General features: G+C 68.0%; 15 protein-coding genes. 13 read left to right on the forward strand and 2 right to left on the reverse strand.

What is annotated here, in order from left to right:
* Positions 1-24 precede the first annotated feature (24 nt).
* From IPK71_12600 to IPK71_12640, 9 genes are all read left to right on the forward strand, one after another.
* The gene (locus tag IPK71_12600) at positions 25-876 is read left to right on the forward strand and encodes a type II secretion system F family protein (protein MBK8214573.1); all 852 of its coding nucleotides are present in this window, start codon (positions 25-27) and stop codon (positions 874-876) included.
* 3 nt (positions 877-879) lie between these two features.
* A complete protein-coding gene (locus IPK71_12605) occupies positions 880-1806 on the forward strand; it encodes a type II secretion system F family protein (GenBank protein ID MBK8214574.1) in 927 nt (308 codons plus the stop codon).
* A 55-nt stretch (positions 1807-1861) separates the two neighbouring features.
* A complete protein-coding gene (locus tag IPK71_12610) occupies positions 1862-2734 on the forward strand; it encodes a hypothetical protein (GenBank protein ID MBK8214575.1) in 873 nt (290 codons plus the stop codon).
* Positions 2674-4500 (forward strand): Flp pilus assembly complex ATPase component TadA, encoded by a 1827-nt coding sequence (gene tadA / locus IPK71_12615; protein ID MBK8214576.1) that lies wholly within the window; start codon positions 2674-2676, stop codon positions 4498-4500. The genes IPK71_12610 and tadA overlap by 61 nt, the downstream gene beginning before the upstream one ends.
* A 6-nt stretch (positions 4501-4506) precedes the next feature.
* Complete coding sequence (locus IPK71_12620) at positions 4507-6072, forward strand: hypothetical protein (GenBank protein ID MBK8214577.1); 1566 nt, start codon at positions 4507-4509, stop codon at positions 6070-6072.
* 1313 nt (positions 6073-7385) lie between these two features.
* Positions 7386-7799: a hypothetical protein gene (locus IPK71_12625; GenBank protein MBK8214578.1), complete on the forward strand. Its 414-nt coding sequence runs from the start codon at positions 7386-7388 to the stop codon at positions 7797-7799.
* An 80-nt stretch (positions 7800-7879) separates the two neighbouring features.
* The gene (locus IPK71_12630) at positions 7880-9139 is read left to right on the forward strand and encodes a DUF1549 domain-containing protein (GenBank protein MBK8214579.1); all 1260 of its coding nucleotides are present in this window, start codon (positions 7880-7882) and stop codon (positions 9137-9139) included.
* Positions 9140-9156: 17 nt separating this feature from the next.
* Positions 9157-9843: a hypothetical protein gene (locus IPK71_12635; protein MBK8214580.1), complete on the forward strand. Its 687-nt coding sequence runs from the start codon at positions 9157-9159 to the stop codon at positions 9841-9843.
* Between the two features lie 13 nt (positions 9844-9856).
* Positions 9857-11239: a hypothetical protein gene (locus tag IPK71_12640; GenBank protein MBK8214581.1), complete on the forward strand. Its 1383-nt coding sequence runs from the start codon at positions 9857-9859 to the stop codon at positions 11237-11239.
* Between the two features lie 128 nt (positions 11240-11367).
* On the opposite strand, the gene IPK71_12645 is transcribed toward IPK71_12640, so the two are convergent.
* Together IPK71_12645 and IPK71_12650 are read right to left on the reverse strand one after the other, a co-directional pair.
* Entirely contained in the window at positions 11368-12186 is an 819-nt protein-coding gene (locus IPK71_12645) for a hypothetical protein (GenBank protein ID MBK8214582.1), read from the reverse strand.
* A gap of 120 nt (positions 12187-12306) precedes the next feature.
* Positions 12307-13824 (reverse strand): MATE family efflux transporter, encoded by a 1518-nt coding sequence (locus tag IPK71_12650; protein MBK8214583.1) that lies wholly within the window; start codon positions 13822-13824, stop codon positions 12307-12309.
* Between the two features lie 223 nt (positions 13825-14047).
* Here IPK71_12650 and IPK71_12655 point away from each other — a divergent pair, with 223 nt between their 5' ends.
* The 4 genes from IPK71_12655 to IPK71_12670 all read left to right on the forward strand — a co-directional run bounded on the left by IPK71_12655 (position 14048) and on the right by IPK71_12670 (position 19337).
* Positions 14048-14782: a phosphatase PAP2 family protein gene (locus IPK71_12655; GenBank protein MBK8214584.1), complete on the forward strand. Its 735-nt coding sequence runs from the start codon at positions 14048-14050 to the stop codon at positions 14780-14782.
* Positions 14783-15365: 583 nt separating this feature from the next.
* Positions 15366-16994: a phosphoenolpyruvate mutase gene (gene aepX, locus IPK71_12660; protein MBK8214585.1), complete on the forward strand. Its 1629-nt coding sequence runs from the start codon at positions 15366-15368 to the stop codon at positions 16992-16994.
* 91 nt (positions 16995-17085) lie between these two features.
* The gene (aepY, locus tag IPK71_12665; protein ID MBK8214586.1) at positions 17086-18234 is read left to right on the forward strand and encodes a phosphonopyruvate decarboxylase; all 1149 of its coding nucleotides are present in this window, start codon (positions 17086-17088) and stop codon (positions 18232-18234) included.
* Between the two features lie 17 nt (positions 18235-18251).
* Positions 18252-19337 (forward strand): aminotransferase class V-fold PLP-dependent enzyme, encoded by a 1086-nt coding sequence (locus IPK71_12670; GenBank protein MBK8214587.1) that lies wholly within the window; start codon positions 18252-18254, stop codon positions 19335-19337.
* The last annotated feature ends 34 nt before the right edge of the window (positions 19338-19371 follow it).

Consider the following 19371-nt stretch of genomic DNA (forward strand, 5'->3'; position numbering starts at 1 on the left):
AGCGGAAAATTGGGCGTGGCTCCGATGACGGAGATGCTCAAGTGGGCGAGCGCCGGGGTGACCGGTCTCGGTCTGTTCGTCGCCACGTGGGCCGCGGCGGCCGACCAATCGGGGCCCGCGTACCGCTACTGGGCGCGGTACAACTCGCTCCTCGAGCAGAAGCTCCGGCCGATGTTCATCTTCATCCCGGGGCAGAACATCACCCTGGGGCAGCTCGCGGCCGCGTTCTTCTTGGTCACGGCCAACGTGCTCTTCTCGATCCCCATGTGGTACGCGGGGCTCGTCCTCATCGCCGTCGTGCCGCTCGTGTACATCGAGAATTTGAGGCGCAAACGCGTCGAGGCGATCGAGGAGCAGCTCGACAACTTCATGCTCGCGCTCGCGAACGCGCTGAAGACCACGCCCAGCATCGGCGCGGCGCTCAACAACGTCGCCTCGGTCATCACCGATCCGATGCGCCAAGAGCTCGACCTCGCCCTCAAAGAAATGAAGGTCGGCTCCACGCTCGATCAGGCGCTCTTGCACATGGCGTCGCGCGTCGGTAGCCGGCAGCTCGACTCGGCGCTGTCGTCGGTGCTCATCGGTCGTCAGGTCGGCGGCAACTTGCCGCGCGTGCTCGAGTCGACGGCGAACACCCTGCGCGAGATGCGGCGCCTCGAGGGCGTGGTCCGCACGAAGACGGCCGAGGGCAAGATGCAGCTCTGGGTCATCGCGCTCATGCCCTTCGGTCTGCTCGTGGGCTTGAACCAGCTCTGGCCGGGCTACTTCGATCCGCTCACGAAGACCCTCATCGGGTACATCATCAGCACTCTGTGCGTCATCGCCTGGGCGGCCGCCATCGTGCTCGCTCGCAAGGTTCTCGCGGTGGACATCTAAGCCATGCAGCCCACGACCCAAGCCGCCCTCAGCACTCAGCTCCTCGTGCTCCGCTACACGTGGATCGTCGCGCTCGCCGGCGCGATCGTCACGCTCGTGTACACGCTCCTCAGCGCGCCGACGCGCCAGGTGAGCCGGTACGGTCTCCGAGGCTTGAAGCGCCAGCGCGCCCTCGCCAACAACGACCTGTGGGCCACCGTCGAGCCGCTCGTCCGCTGGCTCGGCGTGCGTGTCTCGGGTATCCCGACCGAAGAGCAGCGCGCCGAGCTCGACAAGCAGATCGGCCTCGCCGGCGACTTCATGGGCATCACCGCGGACGAGTACATCGCGCTGTCCATTCTCTCCGCGGTCGGGGGGGGCATCGTCGGGCTCTTCGGCGGGTTCGTGCTCGACCTCGGAAACATTGCTGTTATCGCGGGGTTGGTCCTCGGTGGGTCACTTCCCTACATGCAGATCAGCGGTGAGGCGCAGGAGCGGCTCAAGTCCGTGAGCCGCGGTCTCCCGTACGTCATCGACCTCATGGCGCTCTCGATGGGCGCTGGCCTCGACTTCCCTGGCGCGGTTCGTCAGGTCGTCGAGAAGTCGAGCAACCCGAACGATCCCATCGTCGAAGAGTTCACCCTGGTTCTGCAGACGCTCAGCCTCGGTCGAACCCGCAAAGACTGCCTCCTCGAGTTCGCCACGCGTTGCCCGTGCGAGGCCGTCATCGAGTTCGTCAACTCGCTCGTCCAGGCCGAAGAGCGCGGCAACCCGGTCGCGGAGGTGCTCACCATCCAGGCCGGCGTGTCGCGCCAGCGCCGCAGCGTGCGCGCCGAAGAGTCGGCCGCGAAGGCAGGCGTGGCCATGGTCGGCCCCCTCATGTTGGTGTTCTTCTGCGTGATGGGCCTTATCATGGGGCCGGCGATGATGAACCTCCAGAACGGTCTCTGATGCCGCCCGAGAGAGAGACCGACGTGCGCTACGCCAAGCGATCCCGGAGCAACCGATGCGCGTCCTAAGGTTCCAGATCCGCCTGCCCCACGGGGCCATCGAGCAGGTGAACATCGAGTCGGAGCGCGTGCTCATCGGCAGCGGCGGCCACTGCGAAATCCGCCTCCCGCTCGATCAAGCTGCCGTCGAGCACGTGCTCATCGAGCTCGGCCCCGCGGGCGTGTTCGCGCGCGCGCTGAACTTCCAGCCGTCGCCCACGATCAACAACGTCCCGTTCATGCAGGCGCCTCTCCCCCAAGAGGCGATCCTCGGCGTCAACCAGACGCAAATCGCCGTCGCGGTGGCCGACTCGGCCGGCCTGGGTGGGCAGGCGCAGCAGAAGAAGAAGGGGAGCAACCCGCTCGCGCTCATCGGGCTCGCCCTCATTCTCCCGGCGGCCGGCTATCTCTTCCTGATGCCCGACGAGGGCGGCGGTCCGAACCTCGGCAAAAAAGAGGCTCCGCCGCTGTGGGCGGGGCCCGTCACCACGTGCCCCGTCGGTGGGCCCCAGGCCCTCGCCCGCGCGCGCGAGCGCATGGGGATCGCCGACGCCAAACGCGAGCGCCGCCCCTTCCATGTGGTCGATGGTGTGCAGGCCGTGCCGCTCTTCGAGGAGGCGGCCGCGTGCTACCGTGCCGGGGCCGATGGTGCTTCGGCTGCCGTCGCCGACGAAGCCGCGCGTCTCATGCGCATCGACTTGAACGAAGACTACCGCACGCAGCAGGTCCGTCTCGAGCACGCGCTCGGTGTCGAAGACTGGACCCTCGCGCAGCGCCAGGTCAGGATCCTCCAGCAATTCACCCTCGGAAAGACCGGCGACTACGTGACATGGCTCTCGAACCTCGACAGGAAGATCAAGCTCAAGATCGGCGAGACGAAGAAGCCCTGAGCGCCGCTCGAGCCGTCGCCGCGCCGTCGCGTCGCGAAGAGCTCGGGCTCGCGCCGTCTCGGTTCTCGTCGAGCGTCGCTTCGCTCGTGTGCTCGCTCGTGCTCGTCGCGTGCGGCGGTGGATCCCAGCAAATTCGGCCCGAGACCATCCAGTCCGACGTGGCCACGTACAACCGCGAGCACACCGCCGACAAGCTCGTCTCGCGCGGTAAAGGCTTCGCCGCCGTGGGCGACTACCTTCGCGCCGAAGAGTACCTCGCCGACGCGATGGCCCAAGGGGCCGACCCGAAGAAGGTCATGCCGCTCTTGCTCGAGGTCTGCATCAAAGAGGGGCGCTACCGCCTCGCCGCGCAATACGCGAAAGACTACCTCGTCTCTCATCCGAACGACGTCCCCGTGCGGCTCGTGCTCGCGTCGCTCTATTCGGCCACGGGCGACACCAAGCTCGCGAGGAACGAGTTCGAGAGGGTGCTCGAGGCCCGCCCGAGCGACGCGCAGGCGCACTACGCGTTCGCGGTGCTCCTCCGCGACGCCGAACAAGATCCCGTCGCCGCGGACTTTCACTTCCGCGAGTACCTGAGGCTCGCTCCCCAAGGGCTCGCACGCCGAAGAAGCGCGCTCGTCCATGCTGCACCGAGTGAGCGAGGCCCCATGATCCCGAAGGAAATTTTCGAAGAGTCGCTGCTCCAGTTCTTCGCGCCCATTCGCCCTCTGCTCGACGATCCGGGCGTGAGCGACATCATGATCAACGGGCCGAACCAGGTCTATTACGAGAAGAAGGGCACGCTCCACCTCGCGGACTCCAAGTTCGAGAGCGTCGAGCACCTCACCGCCGCGCTCCGAAACGCGGCGCAGTACGTCGGCAAGCACATCGACGAAGAGCGCCCGATCCTCGAGGGCCGCCTGCCCGACGGCTCACGCATCGAGGCGGTCCTGCCGCCCGCCGCCCCCGACGGCCCGTGTGTCTCGATCCGCCGGTTTTTCAAGGAAACGCTCACGGTTCAGAAGCTCATCGGCTTCGGCGCCATGACGGAAGAAGTGGCGCAGTCGCTCTCGGCCTTCGTCGCCTCGAAGCTCAACATCCTCATCGCCGGAGGTACGGGCTCGGGCAAGACGTCGATGTTGAACGCGCTCTCCTCGTTCATCCCCGACGGCGAGCGCGTCGTCATCATCGAAGACTCGCGCGAGCTCCAGCTCCAACGCGAGCACGTCTGCCAGCTCGAGGCGCGCCCACCGGACCCGAAGGGCCGCGGCGAGGTCAAGATCCGCGACCTCTTCAAGGCCACGCTGCGCCTCCGCCCCGACCGCATCGTCGTCGGCGAGATCCGCGGTGGCGAAGCGCTCGATCTCATCCAAGCGATGACCTCGGGTCACGGCGGTTGTCTCTCGACGCTCCACGCCACCTACCCGCGCGACACGATCTCGCGCCTCGAGACGATGGCCATGATGAGCGACCTCGGAATGCCCCTCCAGGCCCTCCGCATCCAGCTCGCGTCCGCCGTGAACATGATCTGCCAGGTGTCACGCCTGCAGGACGGGAGCCGCAAGATCACGCACATCAGCGAGGTCTTGGGGTATGATATCAATACGAACAGCTATCAAATGCAGGACATTTTCGTGAGGGAGTACACGGGGTTCGATCCGTCCGGTAAGATCGAGAGTCACATCGGTCCGACCGGCATCATGCCCCGCTGCATCGAGCAGCTCCACGAGCACGGCATGGACCTGCCTGCCTCCGTCTACGAAGCGGCCCAGCGCCGGCGCTGACCTTTCATGGGTACCCACGTCATCGAGATCATCGGCGGGATCGGGGAGCCGGCGTTCGTGCCGCTCACCCTGGGGAAGGAGTCCCCGACGCTGAGCATCGGCCGCCGTGGGCAGTGGAAGGTCGAGGGCGCGGGCATCTTGGACGTGCACGCGTACGCCTACTTCGACGGGCAGAGCCTCTTTCTCCAGAGCGCCGACGGCAACAACGCCGCGTGCGTCGATGGCTTCCCCGTCGGCACCTCGTGGACCGAGGTTCGGCCCCCGTGCATGATCGAGCTCGGCGGCGCGCGCCTCGAGTACCGCGAGGAAGACTCGGCGGACGACGCCACCCAGGCCATCGCCAACCCCGCGCAGATGGCGCCCCGTCCCCCAGCTCCGCTCCCCGCGGCCGGTCGCGCCCCGGACCGCCCAGGGCCCTCCGGCGCTCCCCCACCTCCACCTACACCGACGAAACCGCCGCCCGCCCCGGTCGGGAGCGCTCCGGGGGCCGTGTCCATGTCGACGTCGCGCCCGTTTCAGCCAGGGGCGTTCTCGAACCGCCCGGCCGAAGAGGACGCGGGCGAGTCGACCCGCGTCGCCCCGCTCGACGTCTCCACGTCTCGAGCGGGTCCGCGGCCGGCCGCGGGGTTTGCGGGCATTCAGCAGCCGATGGCCCCGGCGTTCCCTCAAGGCCCGATGATGGCTCCCCAGCCACCCGGGATGCAGCCCGGGATGGGCATGCAGCCCGGGATGATGCCACCGGGGATGCAGCCCGGGATGGGCATGCAGCCCGGGATGCAGCCTGGGATGGGCATGCAACCCGGGATGGGCATGCAGCCTGGAATGCAGCAGCCCGGCATGCAGCCGGGAATGGGCAGCGGGCCGTATCCGATGCAGCCCGGGTTCGGGTCGCAGGCGGGCAACCCGTTCGGCGATCCGTCGTTCGGGGGGCAGCCGCAGCCCATGGGGCCAGGGGGGCAACCGCCCGGTCAGCCCGGGGCTCCCCAGCAAGAAGACGCCCTCAAGAAGCTCGCGGCAGACTTCCAAGCCGCCCCGCCGCTCCGCAAGGCGATCTACGTCATCTTCCCGCTCGCCATGATCGCGGCAGCCGTGATGCTCCTCAGCGACGACCCTCCCGCGCCGCAGCCGGCCAAGAAGCCCGACGCAGGGGTCGAGGCCGGGGTCCAGGCGCTCCCGGAAGCCGGGGTCGACCCGATGCTCGGCCAGACGCAGATCCCCATCCCGGCGACGGTGCCCACGCCGGTGCCGACTCCCGTTCCTACGCCTGCAGCTCCAAGCGGAAGCACACCGACCCCGACACCTGCCCCTTCCGCGGCGGACGCGGGCGCAAAAGGGGCTCACGTCGCCACCCTCGAGCGCAGGGCCATCGACGAGGTGTTCCGAGGCGACATCGCGAAGGCCGCCGAGACCTACGAGCAGCTCGCGCGAGAGCAACCGCAGAACCCCTCCTATGCCTACGCGGCCAAGATCCTCCGGGAGCGCTTGGCCGCGGCGGGAGGGGCGCCTCCGCCTCCAACGGCCCCGGCGCCCACCGCTCCAGCTCCAACGGCTCCCCCGGGGGCGCCCCGGTGAGCTCTGTCCGGCCCTCCTCGAGCCAGCCTCGATGGGCCGGTGCTAGGCCGTGGCTCGCTCGTGGGGCATGCCCCCGCACCGTCGGGGGCCACGGTCCCTCGTGGCGATCGGGGCGTCCATGGACAACCCAAGGCGACCAAGGGGGTGAGGGCCTCTCCCCCGCACGAACGAGGGCCACCTCCCCCGTGGGGCAGGGGCTCCCCAGCCCGATTTGGTCTGTCCTACACCGTCGGCATATGTCGCACTTCGTGGGGCAAGCTGCGGGGATCACGGCTCTTTTCGATGATCGGGTGGCTTGCCGCTCCCCTAGGGGATGCGCCCCTCCCCATGGAGGGGGCGGCCCCTCGTGGGTTTCGAGAGATCCACGTTCGGTGGGGGCTCCGAGGCGCGCGGGTTGCGCGTCCGTGCGGTCGGCCGTGCGCCAAGTTCGCGAACCCAGGCGAAATTTGGTCCCCTACATGTCGCATATGTCGCAATAACGTTCGTCTTTTCGTGGCGTTACGGCTTGGCCTTTGGCGTGCATCCCACCCCCCGACGAGGTCCCTCATGAAGCGGTTTTCTTCGCGCTTGGCGTTTGCGGTGACGGCTCTTTTCGTGGCGGCGGGCGTCGGGGCCTGCGATGACTCCGACCCGACCCTGCAGAAAGCTCCCACGGGCGGTGGTGGCCCTGGTGGCGGCGCCGCAGACGCGGGCCCGGGCGGCACGCTCGAGCAAAAACAGGCCTACGCGGAGAAGCTTTACCGGGAAATCGAGCCCCAGCTCAAAGAGGCCTGCGGCAAGCAGTGCCACGAGCTCGGCGTGTTCGTGCCCGAGCCGCCCAAGTTCCTCGCGGGCCCCGACTCGTACGTATCTATCCGAAAACACCCGGGAATCGTCGTAAAGGACGCCTTCCAGAGCGGCCTCGTCACGAAGGGCGCGCACGCCGGCCCGGCCATCGGATACACGGCGGGGCTCGAGCAAAAGGCCATGACGTGGCTCGAGGCCGAGGCGCTCGCCCTTTCGGCCGCGAAGCTCCCGGGGACCGACCCTTTCACCGTGAAGGCAGGCCCGAACGAGGTCGACATTTCGAAGGCCTCGCAGGGCCTCACCGGCGTGAAGCTCAAGTTCGACGCGAGCGTGATCGGCGGGGTTTTGTCCCTGAAAAACCTGAAGCTCGTGGCCCCCGCGGGCACCGACGTGCACGTGAGCGCCCCGCGTTTCGTGCGCATCAAGCCCGTCGTCGACCCGAAGGCCCCGAGATCGCGGACGCGAGCTTCTCGAACGTCGATCAGACCCTCCAGGGCGGCACCGAGGCCGATCTCGGACCGGGCTCCGTGTTCCTCTCGGGTGAGGGCTGGACCCCGTTCGACATCAACGCCGACAAGCTCCGCTTCGACGCGAACAAGCTCGAGAAGGGCACCTATCAGCCCCCTCCGGCTATCAAGAAGTGTAAAGATATCAACGCGTTCGCGACGACCATCCTGCCCGCGTTGCGCGGCCAGGGCGTCGGCGCGGGCTCGACCTGCAACAACTGCCACGGCGCTGGGCTCGCCGGGCTCTCGCTCAACGGCAACGACAACCAGGCGATTTGCGACTCGGTGCTGTCGAAGCTGAACGAGGCCAACATCCCCCAGAGCATCCTCGTCTTGAAGGCGGCCGCTCAGGGAACGCAGCACAACGGCGGCAAGGTCACGAACGGCCAGGGGTTCACCGACCTCTTCAATAACAACAAGGCCATCTTCTTCTGAGCGACCGTCGAGAGGCCCGGAGGTTGGCCCGGCGATTGCTTAAGGAAAGTCACAGGGATTCGCAGGAGAAAGGGAGACACATGCGCACGCTCCGAAACACAGCCTGGTCGCTCGCCGCAATGGGGCTCGTCGCTGGGCTCGCGGCCTGCTCGAGTGAGGGAGATCCGAACTCGCTCGGCAACCCGCAGAACGTTCTGAACCCTGGGGACCCGTTCGTCCCCGGCCCCGGAGGAGTGCCTGGTGGCGGCTCCGGTGGCGGAGAGGAAGGTCCTCCCGTTCAGCTCGAGCAGCGCAAACGTGACTACGGTGAGTCTCTCCGTGCCGCGTCCCTCAAGCTCGTGGGCGAGCTCCCGACCCTCGCCGAGATCAACTCGATCGCGAACGCCCCCAACGAGGCCGAGCAGAAGAAGGTCTACGAAGCGCACGTCGACCGTCTCGTCGCCGACCCGCGTTTCGCCGCCAAGATGGTCGACTTCTGGCGCGACACCCTCCGCACCGCTCAGGTCGGTCAGGTGCAGCAGAACCAGCCGAACCGTGACTTCGCGGCGAACTTCGCGGCGCTCGTGACGGTGCAGGGTCGCCCCTACACCGACCTCTTCACGGCGACGACGGGCACGTGTCCTACCTTCGACCCTGCGACCAACGCCCTCACGGCGGCCGACTGTGCGGCGAACAACGGCGCGCCCAACGTCGGTATCCTCACCGACCGCGGCATCCAGGCGCAGTACTTCTCGCCGATGGCCTTCCGCCGCACCCGCTTCGTCCAAGAGACGTTCGTCTGTGCGAAGTACCCGACCGAGTTCACCGACAAGCCCACCTCGATGGGCCTCACGGTGTACACGAGCCCCTGGCCCTTCGACAGCATCACCGGCGGCACGGGCGCGAACATCCGCGTGAACTTCAAGGACACGTCGGCGGTCAACTGCGCGAACTGCCACACGACGATGAACCACATCGCCCCGCTCTTCGCGAACTTCGACGCGAACGGCGCGTACAACGCCACGCAGATTCAGGTGCAGGTGCCGATCGCCGGCAACCCGCGCGCGAACCTCGTCGACTGGCTCCCCGACGGGCAGCAGCAGCTCGGCTGGCGCTTCGGCCAGAACGTGACCGACATCGCCGGCCTCGGCCAGGCGATGGCCAAGGACCAGGACGTCGCGGCCTGCGCCGTGACCCGCGCCTGGAACTACGCCTTCTCTCGCGGCGACGTCGTCGGTGACCTTGCCACGGTGCCCGCTCAGGTCACCAAGGCCGAGGTCGACGCCTTCAAGGCCGGCAACATGAACTTCAAAACGACGCTCGCTCGCATCTTCAAGAGCGACGACTACACGATGTGGTGAAGGAAGGAGTGAAGACCATGAAACACGTTTTGCTCACCTTCGCCGCCGTGTCGGCCATGGGGCTCCTGGCCTGCGGTCAGGGAACCTCCGACGAGCTCCTCCCCGGGGGCGGCACCTACTCGAACAACCCCAACTACACCGCGGGTGGCTCCGAAGAGAGCACCTTCAACCACACGAACGACCCGGGCGGCGTGGCCGATGGTCCGCTCCCGGATCCGGGCCAGCGCGCCCTCGAGACGGCAGCGGCGGGCGGTGCGGTGGCCTCGGCCCGTATGCACTCGTGCGGCAAGCTCTCGCTCCGCGGCATGCGCAGCCTCATGGCGACGCGCGGCACGTCGACGCAGACCCAAGGCCTCGTGACCAACGCTGCGAACGCGGCGGCGCTCGGCGGCCCGAACTACACCGGTCGTATCCCGGAGGCGCCCTTCGCGTCGACGTCGGCCCTCTCGAAGGCCTTCGACATCTACGTCTCGGCGTCGACCGACATCACGAACGCCAACTGGAACCCGACCGCCTGCCCGGGCGTGAAGCTCGTCGACGGTGGCAAGTTCACCAAAGACGGTGTCTCGTGCCTGATCGGAAAACCGGCCCGTCCCGAGCACATGGCGCTCGCCGACGACCTCGTGGCGCAAGCCGCGACTCCCGCCGAAGGTCAACGAATTGCCGTGTCGGCGCTGCTTGCGGCGGCCCACACCTGCGAGTGAAGGAGAAATCGTCATGATCGATGAGCGTCTCAAGAATCTCCGCGGTGCGAGCCGGCGTGACTTCATCAAGTGGTCGACGGTCATGGCCGCCGCCCTTGGCCTCGAGCGGTCGAAGATGTTCGACGTGTTGAACGACACCGCGGGCTCGGCGATGGCCGACTCGGCGGCGATTCGTCCCACCGCGTTCACCATCTTCCAGCACGAAGGAAACGGCGGTCTCGCCAACTTCCAGCTGCTCTTCCCCCAGACGCGTGTCGCGACGGGCAACAACCCCGCGTACCCGTTCCACGCGATGGGCAAGGCCATCAAGGTCGAGGGCACGAACAAGGACATGTACGTCGCGCCCGAGATGGCGAACGCCATCAAGTCCGCGAAGTACCCGTTCACCGCCTTCATGTGCGGCCGAAACGAGACCCACACGGGCAACCCGACCTCGACGAACAACCTCGGTGGCGCAGGCAGCTTGCTCGCGAACACCGCGGCCATTCAGCAGAAGGTCCCCACGCTGCTCCCGTTCATCGCGGTCGGCAACATCACCTTCGGCACGGCCGATGGCGCGCCCGCCCCGGCCCTCGTCGCCAACGCCGGCGGCATGGTCGATCTCTTCAACAGCAACGCCTCCAAGACGCTGCTCAACACCCCCAAGAACGCCGGCCTCGCCGAGGCCTACTACAAGGCCTTCTTGAACCTGAACGCGGCCTCGAACCGCGCGACCATGGTCCGCGGGAACGAAATCGGCCGCGTGTCGATGAACCTCCTCGGCAAGAACCTCGCGGCGCAGCTCCAGCCGACCACGGCCGACCGCGCCCTCTTCGGTCTCAACAACGCCGGTGTGCCCGCCGCGGCGATGAACGTCGGCAACGCCATCATCACGGCGATCAAGGCGTTCGGTCTCGGCCTCAGCGCCGGCGTGGCCATCTCGGGCTTCCGCAACGACCCGCACGGCATGTTCGCCAACGGCGACGCGCAGGCGCAGGGCGTGGCGAAGGCGATGGGCGACGTGCTCGACGGCATGTTCAAGATGGCGAAGGCCACTCCGGACCCGGCGTCGACCACGAAGACCATCCTCGACAGCCTCGTGTGGGCCGTCTTCGGTGACACGCCGAAGTCGTACACCGCGCGCGGCGGTTGGCCCGACGGCTCGGCGATGGGCTCCAACATGCTGATCGCCTACGGCGCTGGCTTCTTGAAGACCGGCTGGTTCGGCGGCCTCGGCGCTCAGGACAACCAGGTCGACGGCTTCGACCCGGCTACCGGAAACGCGGCCCCGTACGACCAGAACGCCACGGGCCTCGCGGCTTCGGCCGCCGTGGCCTACGCGGTCGCGAAGGGCGACGCGCGCGCGGTGAACGCTCGTGTCGACATGGCGGGCCTCACGAACCTCGTCGTCATCTGACGTAAGAGGTAAGTCGAGCGACGGGCGGTCCCTGAAGAGGCCGCCCGTCTGCTTTTTGTGCGCTCGCGCTCCGAGGCCGAATCGTCGTCCTCGTACCGACCCAGGGCGCTCTCGGCCGCCGCTCGCGGTCAGCGCAGCGGCACGTCGAGCGTGGTTTGCGGGAGGTAGGAGCCCTGGCCCGCGCCACACCCCGAGCCGAAGATCCGCGCCGAGACCTGGAGCGTCACCGTCGCTCGATCGCGGGAGGGCGCGAGCTGGAAGGTCAAGGAGGTCGACGAGAAGTCCACGCGGTAGTTGAGCCCCCACCGGTTGTAGAGAGCTTCGAGCTCGCGGCTCTCGGCGAAGGTCGCGAGGCCCGAGGGGGCGACCAGGGCGCAGGCCGACGTGCTCGCCCCCACGAGGCAAACGCGCTCCGAACCGGCGGCGGTTGCGAGCGTCACCGTGACGGGCGCGCTCGCCGACGCGGCTGTCTCGGCGAAGCAGCAGCTGCCACCTGCGTTGAAGCCGAGCGGGGTGGACGTGCTCGAACCTGCGGGGCACGTCTTCGCGGGGGAGTTGGGGGGGCTCGCTTGCCCCACGTAGGCGAACCGCCGAAAGGCGATGGGGACCGGGAGCTCCCCCATGGCGATGATGGTCCCCGCGTCTGCCCAGGCGTCGGGGGAGGCGTCGAGGGCGCCATCGAGACCGGCGTCACCTCCGCCCGTCGAAGAGTCTACGCCGGCGTCCTGGCGCGGGTCGGGCGCCGATCCGTCGGGGGGTGGGGCCGTCGGGCTCGCCGCGTCGGTCGAGGGGGAAGGGTAGGCGGCGTCGATCCGAGCGAGCGGCTCGAACGGTTCGTCGACGGTCGGGTCCGGCGCCGCAGGGGCGCAGGCGGTGGGCATGGCGAGGAGCGTGAGCTGGAGGGCGAGACCGCCGAGGGCGGCGCCGCGCAGGGAGAGGTTATTCACACGCTTGTTACGCAAACGCCCGGGCGGGGTCGCGCCGTCTCTACGAAAATTCCATGCGCGTCCGTAGCCGCGATGGCTCCTGGGACGGCTCTCCACGTGACGCGAACGCCGATCCGGCGTTCAGGGGCGAGCTTCGCCGACGGCCTCGTCGTGGGCTTCGGGCGCGGGTGGTTCGTGTTTGTCCGTCTCGGCTTCGGGGGGCGCGTCGTGCGCACGGCCCTCGGCGACCCAGTGCCCTCGCAGGTACACGGCGCCGTACGCCAGCGCGCCCGCGAACGCGGTGGCCGCGACACACTGGAAGAGGCCGAGCAGGCTCACCTTCAGGACGAGCACCGCGACGAGGCACACGGGGAACTGGAACGCGAGCAGCACGCCCACGTCGACGCGGAAGGCCGTTTTTGCGGCCTTCGCGGCGGTGATCGCGTTGCCCAGCACGACGCCGATGCCGAGGCCGACGTAGCTCTTTCCGACGATGCGGAGGTAGTCGAGGCCGATCGCGACGGGCGCGTCTTCTTTGCCGAAGAAGCGCAGCACGTGCTCGCCGTAGTACCCGAGCAGCACGAAGAACGCGACGTTCATGAGGGCGTCGTACGCGGCCGCCACGAGGCCCGCGCGTTTGGCCCGCGCGTCTTGGTGCGCGCCGAGGTTCTGCCCGACGAACGTCTGCGCGGCGCCGCCCCAGCCCATCGCCACGAAGAGCGCCACCGAGTCGACCCGGAAGACGAGCCCCATCGCGGTGGTCGCCGTCTGATCGGCCTCGGTCGAGTAGAACCGGGCGACGAGCGAATTGACGAGCAACATCGCGGTGATGCGCAGGACGAACTGCGCGCTCGTCGGCCACGCGAGGCGCATGAGCTCGCGGATCTCTTTGCGGTCGGGCCTTCGCGCCTCGGGCTTGGGGACGACGTCGAACCTTCGCGTGAGCACGAAGAAGCTCGGCACGAGGACGAGCGCCCGCGCGATGACCGTGGCCCACGCCGCGCCCGGCATCCCCATGGCCGGCACGCCGAACGTGCGCGCGATGCCCCCCGCGAAGCCGAGCGCGCCCTCGGGGGGCGTCGGGCCGAAGAGGCACAGCACGGCGAACACGACGTTCAGCACATTTCCGAGGACGAGCAGCGCGACGGGCGTCTTCGAGGATCCGAGCGCCCGTTGGATGCTCGTGACCTGGAGCAGCATGAACATGGTGCCGCTGCCCGCGAGGATGACCCGCAGGTACTTGGTGGCCACGTCCGCGGCGGCGCCCTTCAGGCCGATGACACCCGACACGATGGGGCCCGCGAAGAGGCCGAGCACGCCGAAGAGCGCCGACAAAAAGCCCACGACGATGAAGGACTGCCAGGCGGTGCGTTTGACGGCCTCGACGTCCCCTTTGCCGCGGTGGTTCGCGACGATCGTGGCGGCGGCCGTGGACACTCCGTAGCTGAAGATGGTGCCGACGGCCGCGAGCTGGTCGCACACACCGAGCGCGCCGATCGCCGGGCCGACCTCGGCCTTCGGGAGCTGCGCGATGAGGTACGCGTCGACCAGGTTGAAGGTGGTCTGGAGGATCGCGCCGATCGCGAGCGGGATCCCGAAACGGAACACCTCCCACGCCAGCGGCCCCTCGAGGATGCGCTTCTGCGCGCGGTCGACCATCGTCTCGCCACGTAGCACTTTCCTGGCCCGCGCGCGCCCTCGGAGTGGGGACCTCCGTTCGACACCCCCTGCGAACGTGGGTTGACGGTTTAGTGGTTGAACCAGTACACAGGTTGGGTGACATTCGGACCCTCGGCCGACCCGCAACCCCAAGAAACCCGCGATTCTGCGGGGGTACCGGGTGTGGAGCGCCCGGGGCATAGCCGCTGCAAAGGCAGGAATCGTGAGCCCCGAGCCCCACTCCTCCACGTTCCCGGCCCCCTCCACCGTCGTGCTCGCGGGTGCGCGCTCTGCGTCGTCCCCCGAGCTCCCGGGCGCCCCGCCGAAGCTCCGGGAGTCGCTCTTGGTGACCGTGATCTCGGTGGCCGCGATGGTGGGCCTCTACTCGGGCCTCGACGCGCGCAACACGCGCCTGCTCGCGGCGGGGGAGACGCTCTTCACGCCGCTCACCCCGCTCGACGCGGCCATCCCGCTCTTCGTGCCGTTCGTGTGGATCTACTACACGTATTTCCCCCTCACGCTGTCGCTCCACGTGGTGACGCACACGCGGCGCGAGTGGCTCTACGAGGCGCTCTCGGGCTACCTGTTGCTGGCGGTCACGGGCTTCTGCTTCTTCGCGCTCGTGCCCTCGCAGATGCCTCAGCCGAGCCTCGCCGCGTGCGCCTCGGCCGACTGCCGCGCGCTCGATCTCATGTACCGCTCGGACGACGGCTTCCACGCGTTCCCGAGCATGCACGTGGCCTACAGCGTGTATGTTGCACTGTTTTTCCGCGATCATGCGCCGAAGAAGGCGTGGCTCCCCACCCTGCTCGCGCTCGCGATCGCCGCGTCGACGCTGCTCTGCAAGCGGCACTTCGTGGTCGACGTGCCGGTGGGCGCGCTGCTCGCGTTCGCGGCGCGGCCGATCGCTCGGCGCGTGCGAGGGGCGACGGCGCGCGTCTTCCGGTTCGCGGCCTGAGGTCTCCGGCACACGCGCCCGGGCAGACTAGCAGCCCGTTGATTTTCTCCCGTCGGCCGCTCCCCCGTCGGGGACTTCCAAGGGTCGTCGCCGCCGCATCCCGACCGCCTTCGTTGCGATCCTCCGGTGCGTCCCCCGTCGGGGACTTCCAAGGGTCGTGCTCACCTACAAAAGTAGGTTCCGCGCGCTCCTCGGATCGCGCCTCGGCGGGTCGGGCGCGGACGTCGAACGGCCTCGGTCCGAAAGATCAACAGGCCGCTAGGCGCACCGAATACCGACGGATCTCGGGGCCTTGGGCCGGCGCGAACGTTCACGTCGTGTGCCGCGAAGGCGGTTGCGCGCCAAAACCCCTGAAATTCCGCGGAATATCGCCCCGGGGCCGCCGTTCTTTTGGCCGGGAGCGGGCACGTCGCTCGCGCGTGTTCCCCCGATGAATTGGTGCTATTCCGCTGCCCGGGTCCCGCCCGAAGCGCGCTCGAAAGGCGCGCGCGTCGAGCGCTCCCGGGTTCTATGCCGCGAAGCCATCGTCTGCGCGGCGATCGTTCCCCTCCCGTCCCGAGAGACCCTCTGCCACGAGGCCATCATGTCGCAGCCGAAGCCCAAGAAGACCACGCAACTCAAGCACCTCGTCACGAGGCCCGAGCTCTCGTTCCTCATGGAGGCGCACAACGGCCTCTCGGCGAAGATCGCCGAAGAGGCGGGCTTCGAGGGCATCTGGGGTAGCGGCCTCTCGATCTCGGCGGCGCTCGGCTGCCGTGACAACAACGAGGCGAGCTGGACGCAGGTGCTCGAGGTCGTCGAGTTCATGGCCGACGCCACGACGATCCCGATCTTGCTCGACGGCGACACCGGCTACGGCAACTTCAACTCGATGCGCAGGCTCGTGAAGAAGCTCGAGCAGCGCGGCGTCGCGGGCGTCTGTATCGAGGACAAAATCTTCCCGAAGACGAACAGCTTCATCCGCGGGAGCGCGCAGCCCCTCGCCGAGATCGACGAGTTCGCCGGCAAGATCAAGGCGGGCAAAGAGGCCCAGACCGACTCTGACTTCGTCATCGTCGCGCGCGTCGAGGCGTTCATCGCGGGCTGGGGCCTCGAAGAGGCGCTGAAGCGCGGCGAGGCGTACCGCAAGGCCGGCGCCGACGCGATCCTCATCCACTCGGCGCTCCGCTCCCCCGAGGAGATCCTCGCCTTCAAGAAGGAGTGGGGCGACAGGCTCCCCGTCGTGATCGTGCCGACGAAGTACTACTCGACGCCGACCGACGTGTTCCGCGACGCGGGCTTCTCCACGGTGATCTGGGCGAACCACGCGATGCGCTCGGCCATCACGGCCATGCAGAAGACCGTCAAGCAGATTTACCAAGACCAGAGCCTCCTCAACGTGGAGAGCGAGGTCGTCACGGTGGCCGAGGTCTTCCGCCTCCAGGGCGAGGCCGAGCTCGAGCAGGCCGAGAAGCTCTACCTGCCGAAGCACGGCAAATCGACGCGCGCGATCGTGCTCGCGGCGTCGCGCGGGCAGGAGCTCGGCGACCTCACGAAGGACAAGCCCAAGGCCATGCTCGACGTGAAGGGCCAGCCCATCCTCTCGCACATCGCGGCGACGTACCGCGAGGTGGGCGTGAAGGACATCACCGTCGTCCGCGGCTACAAAAAAGAGGCGTTCAACGTCACGAGCCTCTCGTACGTCGACAACGACGCCTACGAGTCGACGCAAGAGGTCGTGTCGCTCGCGCGCGCGAAGGACGCGCTCTCGGGGCAGACCGTGATCTCCTACGGGGACGTGCTCTTCAAGAAGTACATCGTCCAGGAGCTCACCGAGACGACCGACGACTTCGTCATCTGCGTCGACGCGGCCTGGCAGACGAGCCGCAACAAGGGCCGCTCGGCGGACTTCGTCACCTGCTCGCAGCCGAGCTCGAAGCGCGCCTTCTACGAGAAGGTCACCCTCAAGGACTTCGTCACCGACGGCGAACGCGCCGACGTGACCGGCGAGTGGATGGGCTTCCTCAAGGTGAGCGACGCGGGCGCCAAGGTGCTCAAGGCGACCCTCGAGAAGCTCGAGAAGGACGACAAGGCCCGCTTCGACACGATGAAGATCCCCGATCTCCTCCGCCAGCTCACGAAGGATGGCCACGAGGTGCGTGTACTCTACACGACCGGCCACTGGCTCGACGTGGACGCCGTCGAGGACGTGGTGCTCGGCGCGAGCTTCTGAGGCTCTCCACGGGGCGCGGTGTGGCATGGCCCCCGCGCCCCGGCTCGATTTTTGGCGTCGCGCGACGCCGTTACTCTCACGACGAGGACGCATGATCACTGCCGAGAGCTTCATTCAGGCCGCGAAGGGCCACGGGTTTTCCCTCTATACGGGCGTGCCTTGCTCGTACCTGAAGCCGTTCATCAACTACGTGATCGACGCCGAGGACCTCGAGTACGTCGGCGCGACGAACGAGGGCGACGCGGTGGCGATCGCCTCGGGGGCGGAGCTCGGCGGCAAGCGCGCCGTGGTCATGTTCCAGAACTCGGGCTTCGGCAACACGGTGAACCCGCTCACCTCGCTGAACATGATCTTCGACATCCCGTGCCTCGTGATCACCACGCTGCGCGGCGAGCCCGGCGGCCCGAAGGACGAGCCGCAGCACGCGCTCATGGGCCAAATCACGACGGGGCTCTTCGACCTGATGCGCATCCCGTGGGAGTACTTCCCCACCGAGGAGAGCGAGGTCGCCCCGGTGCTCGAGCGCGCGACGAAGCACATGAACGAGAAGAAGCAGCCGTACGGCCTCGTCATGAAGAAAGACAGCGTCGCGCCGCACAAGCTCAAGACGAAGGCCGAGCCTCGTGACGTGCACGCGGCGCAGCTCGCGGCGTCGTTCACGTGGCCCAAGGAGCGCCCCTCGCGCACCGAGGTGCTCACGGCCGTGCAGAAGTCGCTCCGCCCCGGGGACGTGGTCGTCGCGACGACGGGCCACACGGGCCGCGAGCTCTACGCCCTCGAGGACAAACCGAACCAGCTCTACATGGTGGGCAGCATGGGCTGCGCCGGCAGCTTCGGGCTCGGCCTCGCGCTCGCGCAGCCGAACCGACGCGTGATCGTGCTCGACGGCGACGGGGCCGCGCTCATGCGCCTCGGCGCGCTCGCGACGATCGGCTTCGAGCGCCCGAAGAACCTGCTCCACATCCTGCTCGACAACGAGCTCCACGAGTCGACGGGTGGGCAGTCCACGGTGTCGCACTCGGTCGACTCGGCGCTCGTCGCGGCTGCCTCGGGCTACCCGAAGGTGCTGCGCGTCCCCACGACGGACGGCGTCGCTTCGCTCGTCGCCGGCGAGACCAGCGAGCTTACGTTCGCGCACGTGAAGACGCGGCCCGGCTCGCCCGAGGACCTCCCTCGCCCCACCGTCACGCCGGTGCAGGTGAAGGATCGCATGATCGCGTGGATGAAGGAGAACCCGTGATGAGCGGCGAGGCCCCGATGAAGCTCCTGAACCCCGGGCCGGTGACGCTCACGGCCCGCGTGAGGGCCGCGCTCGCGCGCCCCGACATGTGCCACCGCGAAGGAGAGTTCGCGGATATGTGCTCGAAAATACTGAGCAAAATTGGCTCGGTGTACCCTGCATCCAAAGCCGGGTACACGCCGGTGCTGCTCACGTCGTCGGGTACGGGGGCGGTCGAGGCGATGCTCTCGGTCGTACCGCGCAAAGAGCACGCGAAGGGCATGCGAACCCTCGTCGTCGCGAACGGCGTGTACGGCGAGCGCGCGGCGGCCATGCTCGCGGCGCAGGGCAAGGAGCACGACGTCGTCTCGTCGCCGTGGACGCGCCCGATGGACGTCACCAAGGTCGACGAGCTGCTCTCGAAGGGCGAGTACGCTCACGTCTTCGCCGTGCACCACGAGACCACGACGGGGCGCCTCAACGACCTGCCGGCGCTCGGCGCGATCTGCAAGAAACACGGCGTGAAGCTCCTGCTCGACGCGGTGTCGAGCTTCGCCGGAGAGGACATCCGCTTCGATGAATGGAACCTCGAGGCGTGCGCGGGCACGGCCAACAAGTGCATCCACGGCGTGCCCGGGATCGCGTTCGTGCTCGTGGCCAACGAGGTCTTCACGTCCCGCGAGACGGGCGCGACGAGCGTCTACCTCGACCTCTTCCGGTACCGCAAAGAGCAGGCGAAGGGCTTCTCTCCCTTCACCCAGTCGGTGCACGTGCTCTTCGCCCTCGACGAGGCCCTCGACGAGCTCGCCGAGCAAGGCGGCTGGGAGAAGCGCCACCAGAAGTACGCAGCGCTGACGAAGCAGGTGCGCGAAGGCCTCTTCGCACTTGGCATCCAGCCCTTCCTCGAGGACGCCGACTCGACCGGGGCGACGCTCTCGAGCTACCGACTGCCGAAGGGGCTCACCTACGAGAAGCTCCACGATCACCTGAAAAACAAGGGGTTCGTGATCTACGCGGGCCAAGGGCCGTTCTCGGGCGAGATGTTCCGCATCGCCGTCATGGGCGACGTGGACGCGGGCGACATGACGCGCTTGCTCGGGGAGATCCGCGCGACCCTGGCGTGAGCTTTGCTGGTGTGAGGGGGGCACGCCGGCGCGG

The sequence above is a fragment of the Myxococcales bacterium genome (assembly GCA_016712525.1).
GTDB lineage: Bacteria > Myxococcota_A > Polyangia > Polyangiales > Polyangiaceae > JAAFHV01.

Coding starts and splice junctions, on each gene's coding strand:
- aepX (MBK8214585.1), top strand. CDS start 15,366: ATGTCGCAGCCGAAGCCCAAGAAGACCACGCAACTCAAGCACCTCGTC.
- IPK71_12640 (MBK8214581.1), top strand. CDS start 9,857: ATGATCGATGAGCGTCTCAAGAATCTCCGCGGTGCGAGCCGGCGTGAC.
- IPK71_12650 (MBK8214583.1), bottom strand. CDS start 13,824: ATGGTCGACCGCGCGCAGAAGCGCATCCTCGAGGGGCCGCTGGCGTGG.
- IPK71_12600 (MBK8214573.1), top strand. CDS start 25: ATGACGGAGATGCTCAAGTGGGCGAGCGCCGGGGTGACCGGTCTCGGT.
- IPK71_12605 (MBK8214574.1), top strand. CDS start 880: ATGCAGCCCACGACCCAAGCCGCCCTCAGCACTCAGCTCCTCGTGCTC.
- IPK71_12635 (MBK8214580.1), top strand. CDS start 9,157: ATGAAACACGTTTTGCTCACCTTCGCCGCCGTGTCGGCCATGGGGCTC.
- IPK71_12630 (MBK8214579.1), top strand. CDS start 7,880: ATGCGCACGCTCCGAAACACAGCCTGGTCGCTCGCCGCAATGGGGCTC.
- IPK71_12610 (MBK8214575.1), top strand. CDS start 1,862: ATGCGCGTCCTAAGGTTCCAGATCCGCCTGCCCCACGGGGCCATCGAG.
- aepY (MBK8214586.1), top strand. CDS start 17,086: ATGATCACTGCCGAGAGCTTCATTCAGGCCGCGAAGGGCCACGGGTTT.
- IPK71_12670 (MBK8214587.1), top strand. CDS start 18,252: ATGAAGCTCCTGAACCCCGGGCCGGTGACGCTCACGGCCCGCGTGAGG.
- tadA (MBK8214576.1), top strand. CDS start 2,674: ATGGCTCTCGAACCTCGACAGGAAGATCAAGCTCAAGATCGGCGAGAC.
- IPK71_12620 (MBK8214577.1), top strand. CDS start 4,507: ATGGGTACCCACGTCATCGAGATCATCGGCGGGATCGGGGAGCCGGCG.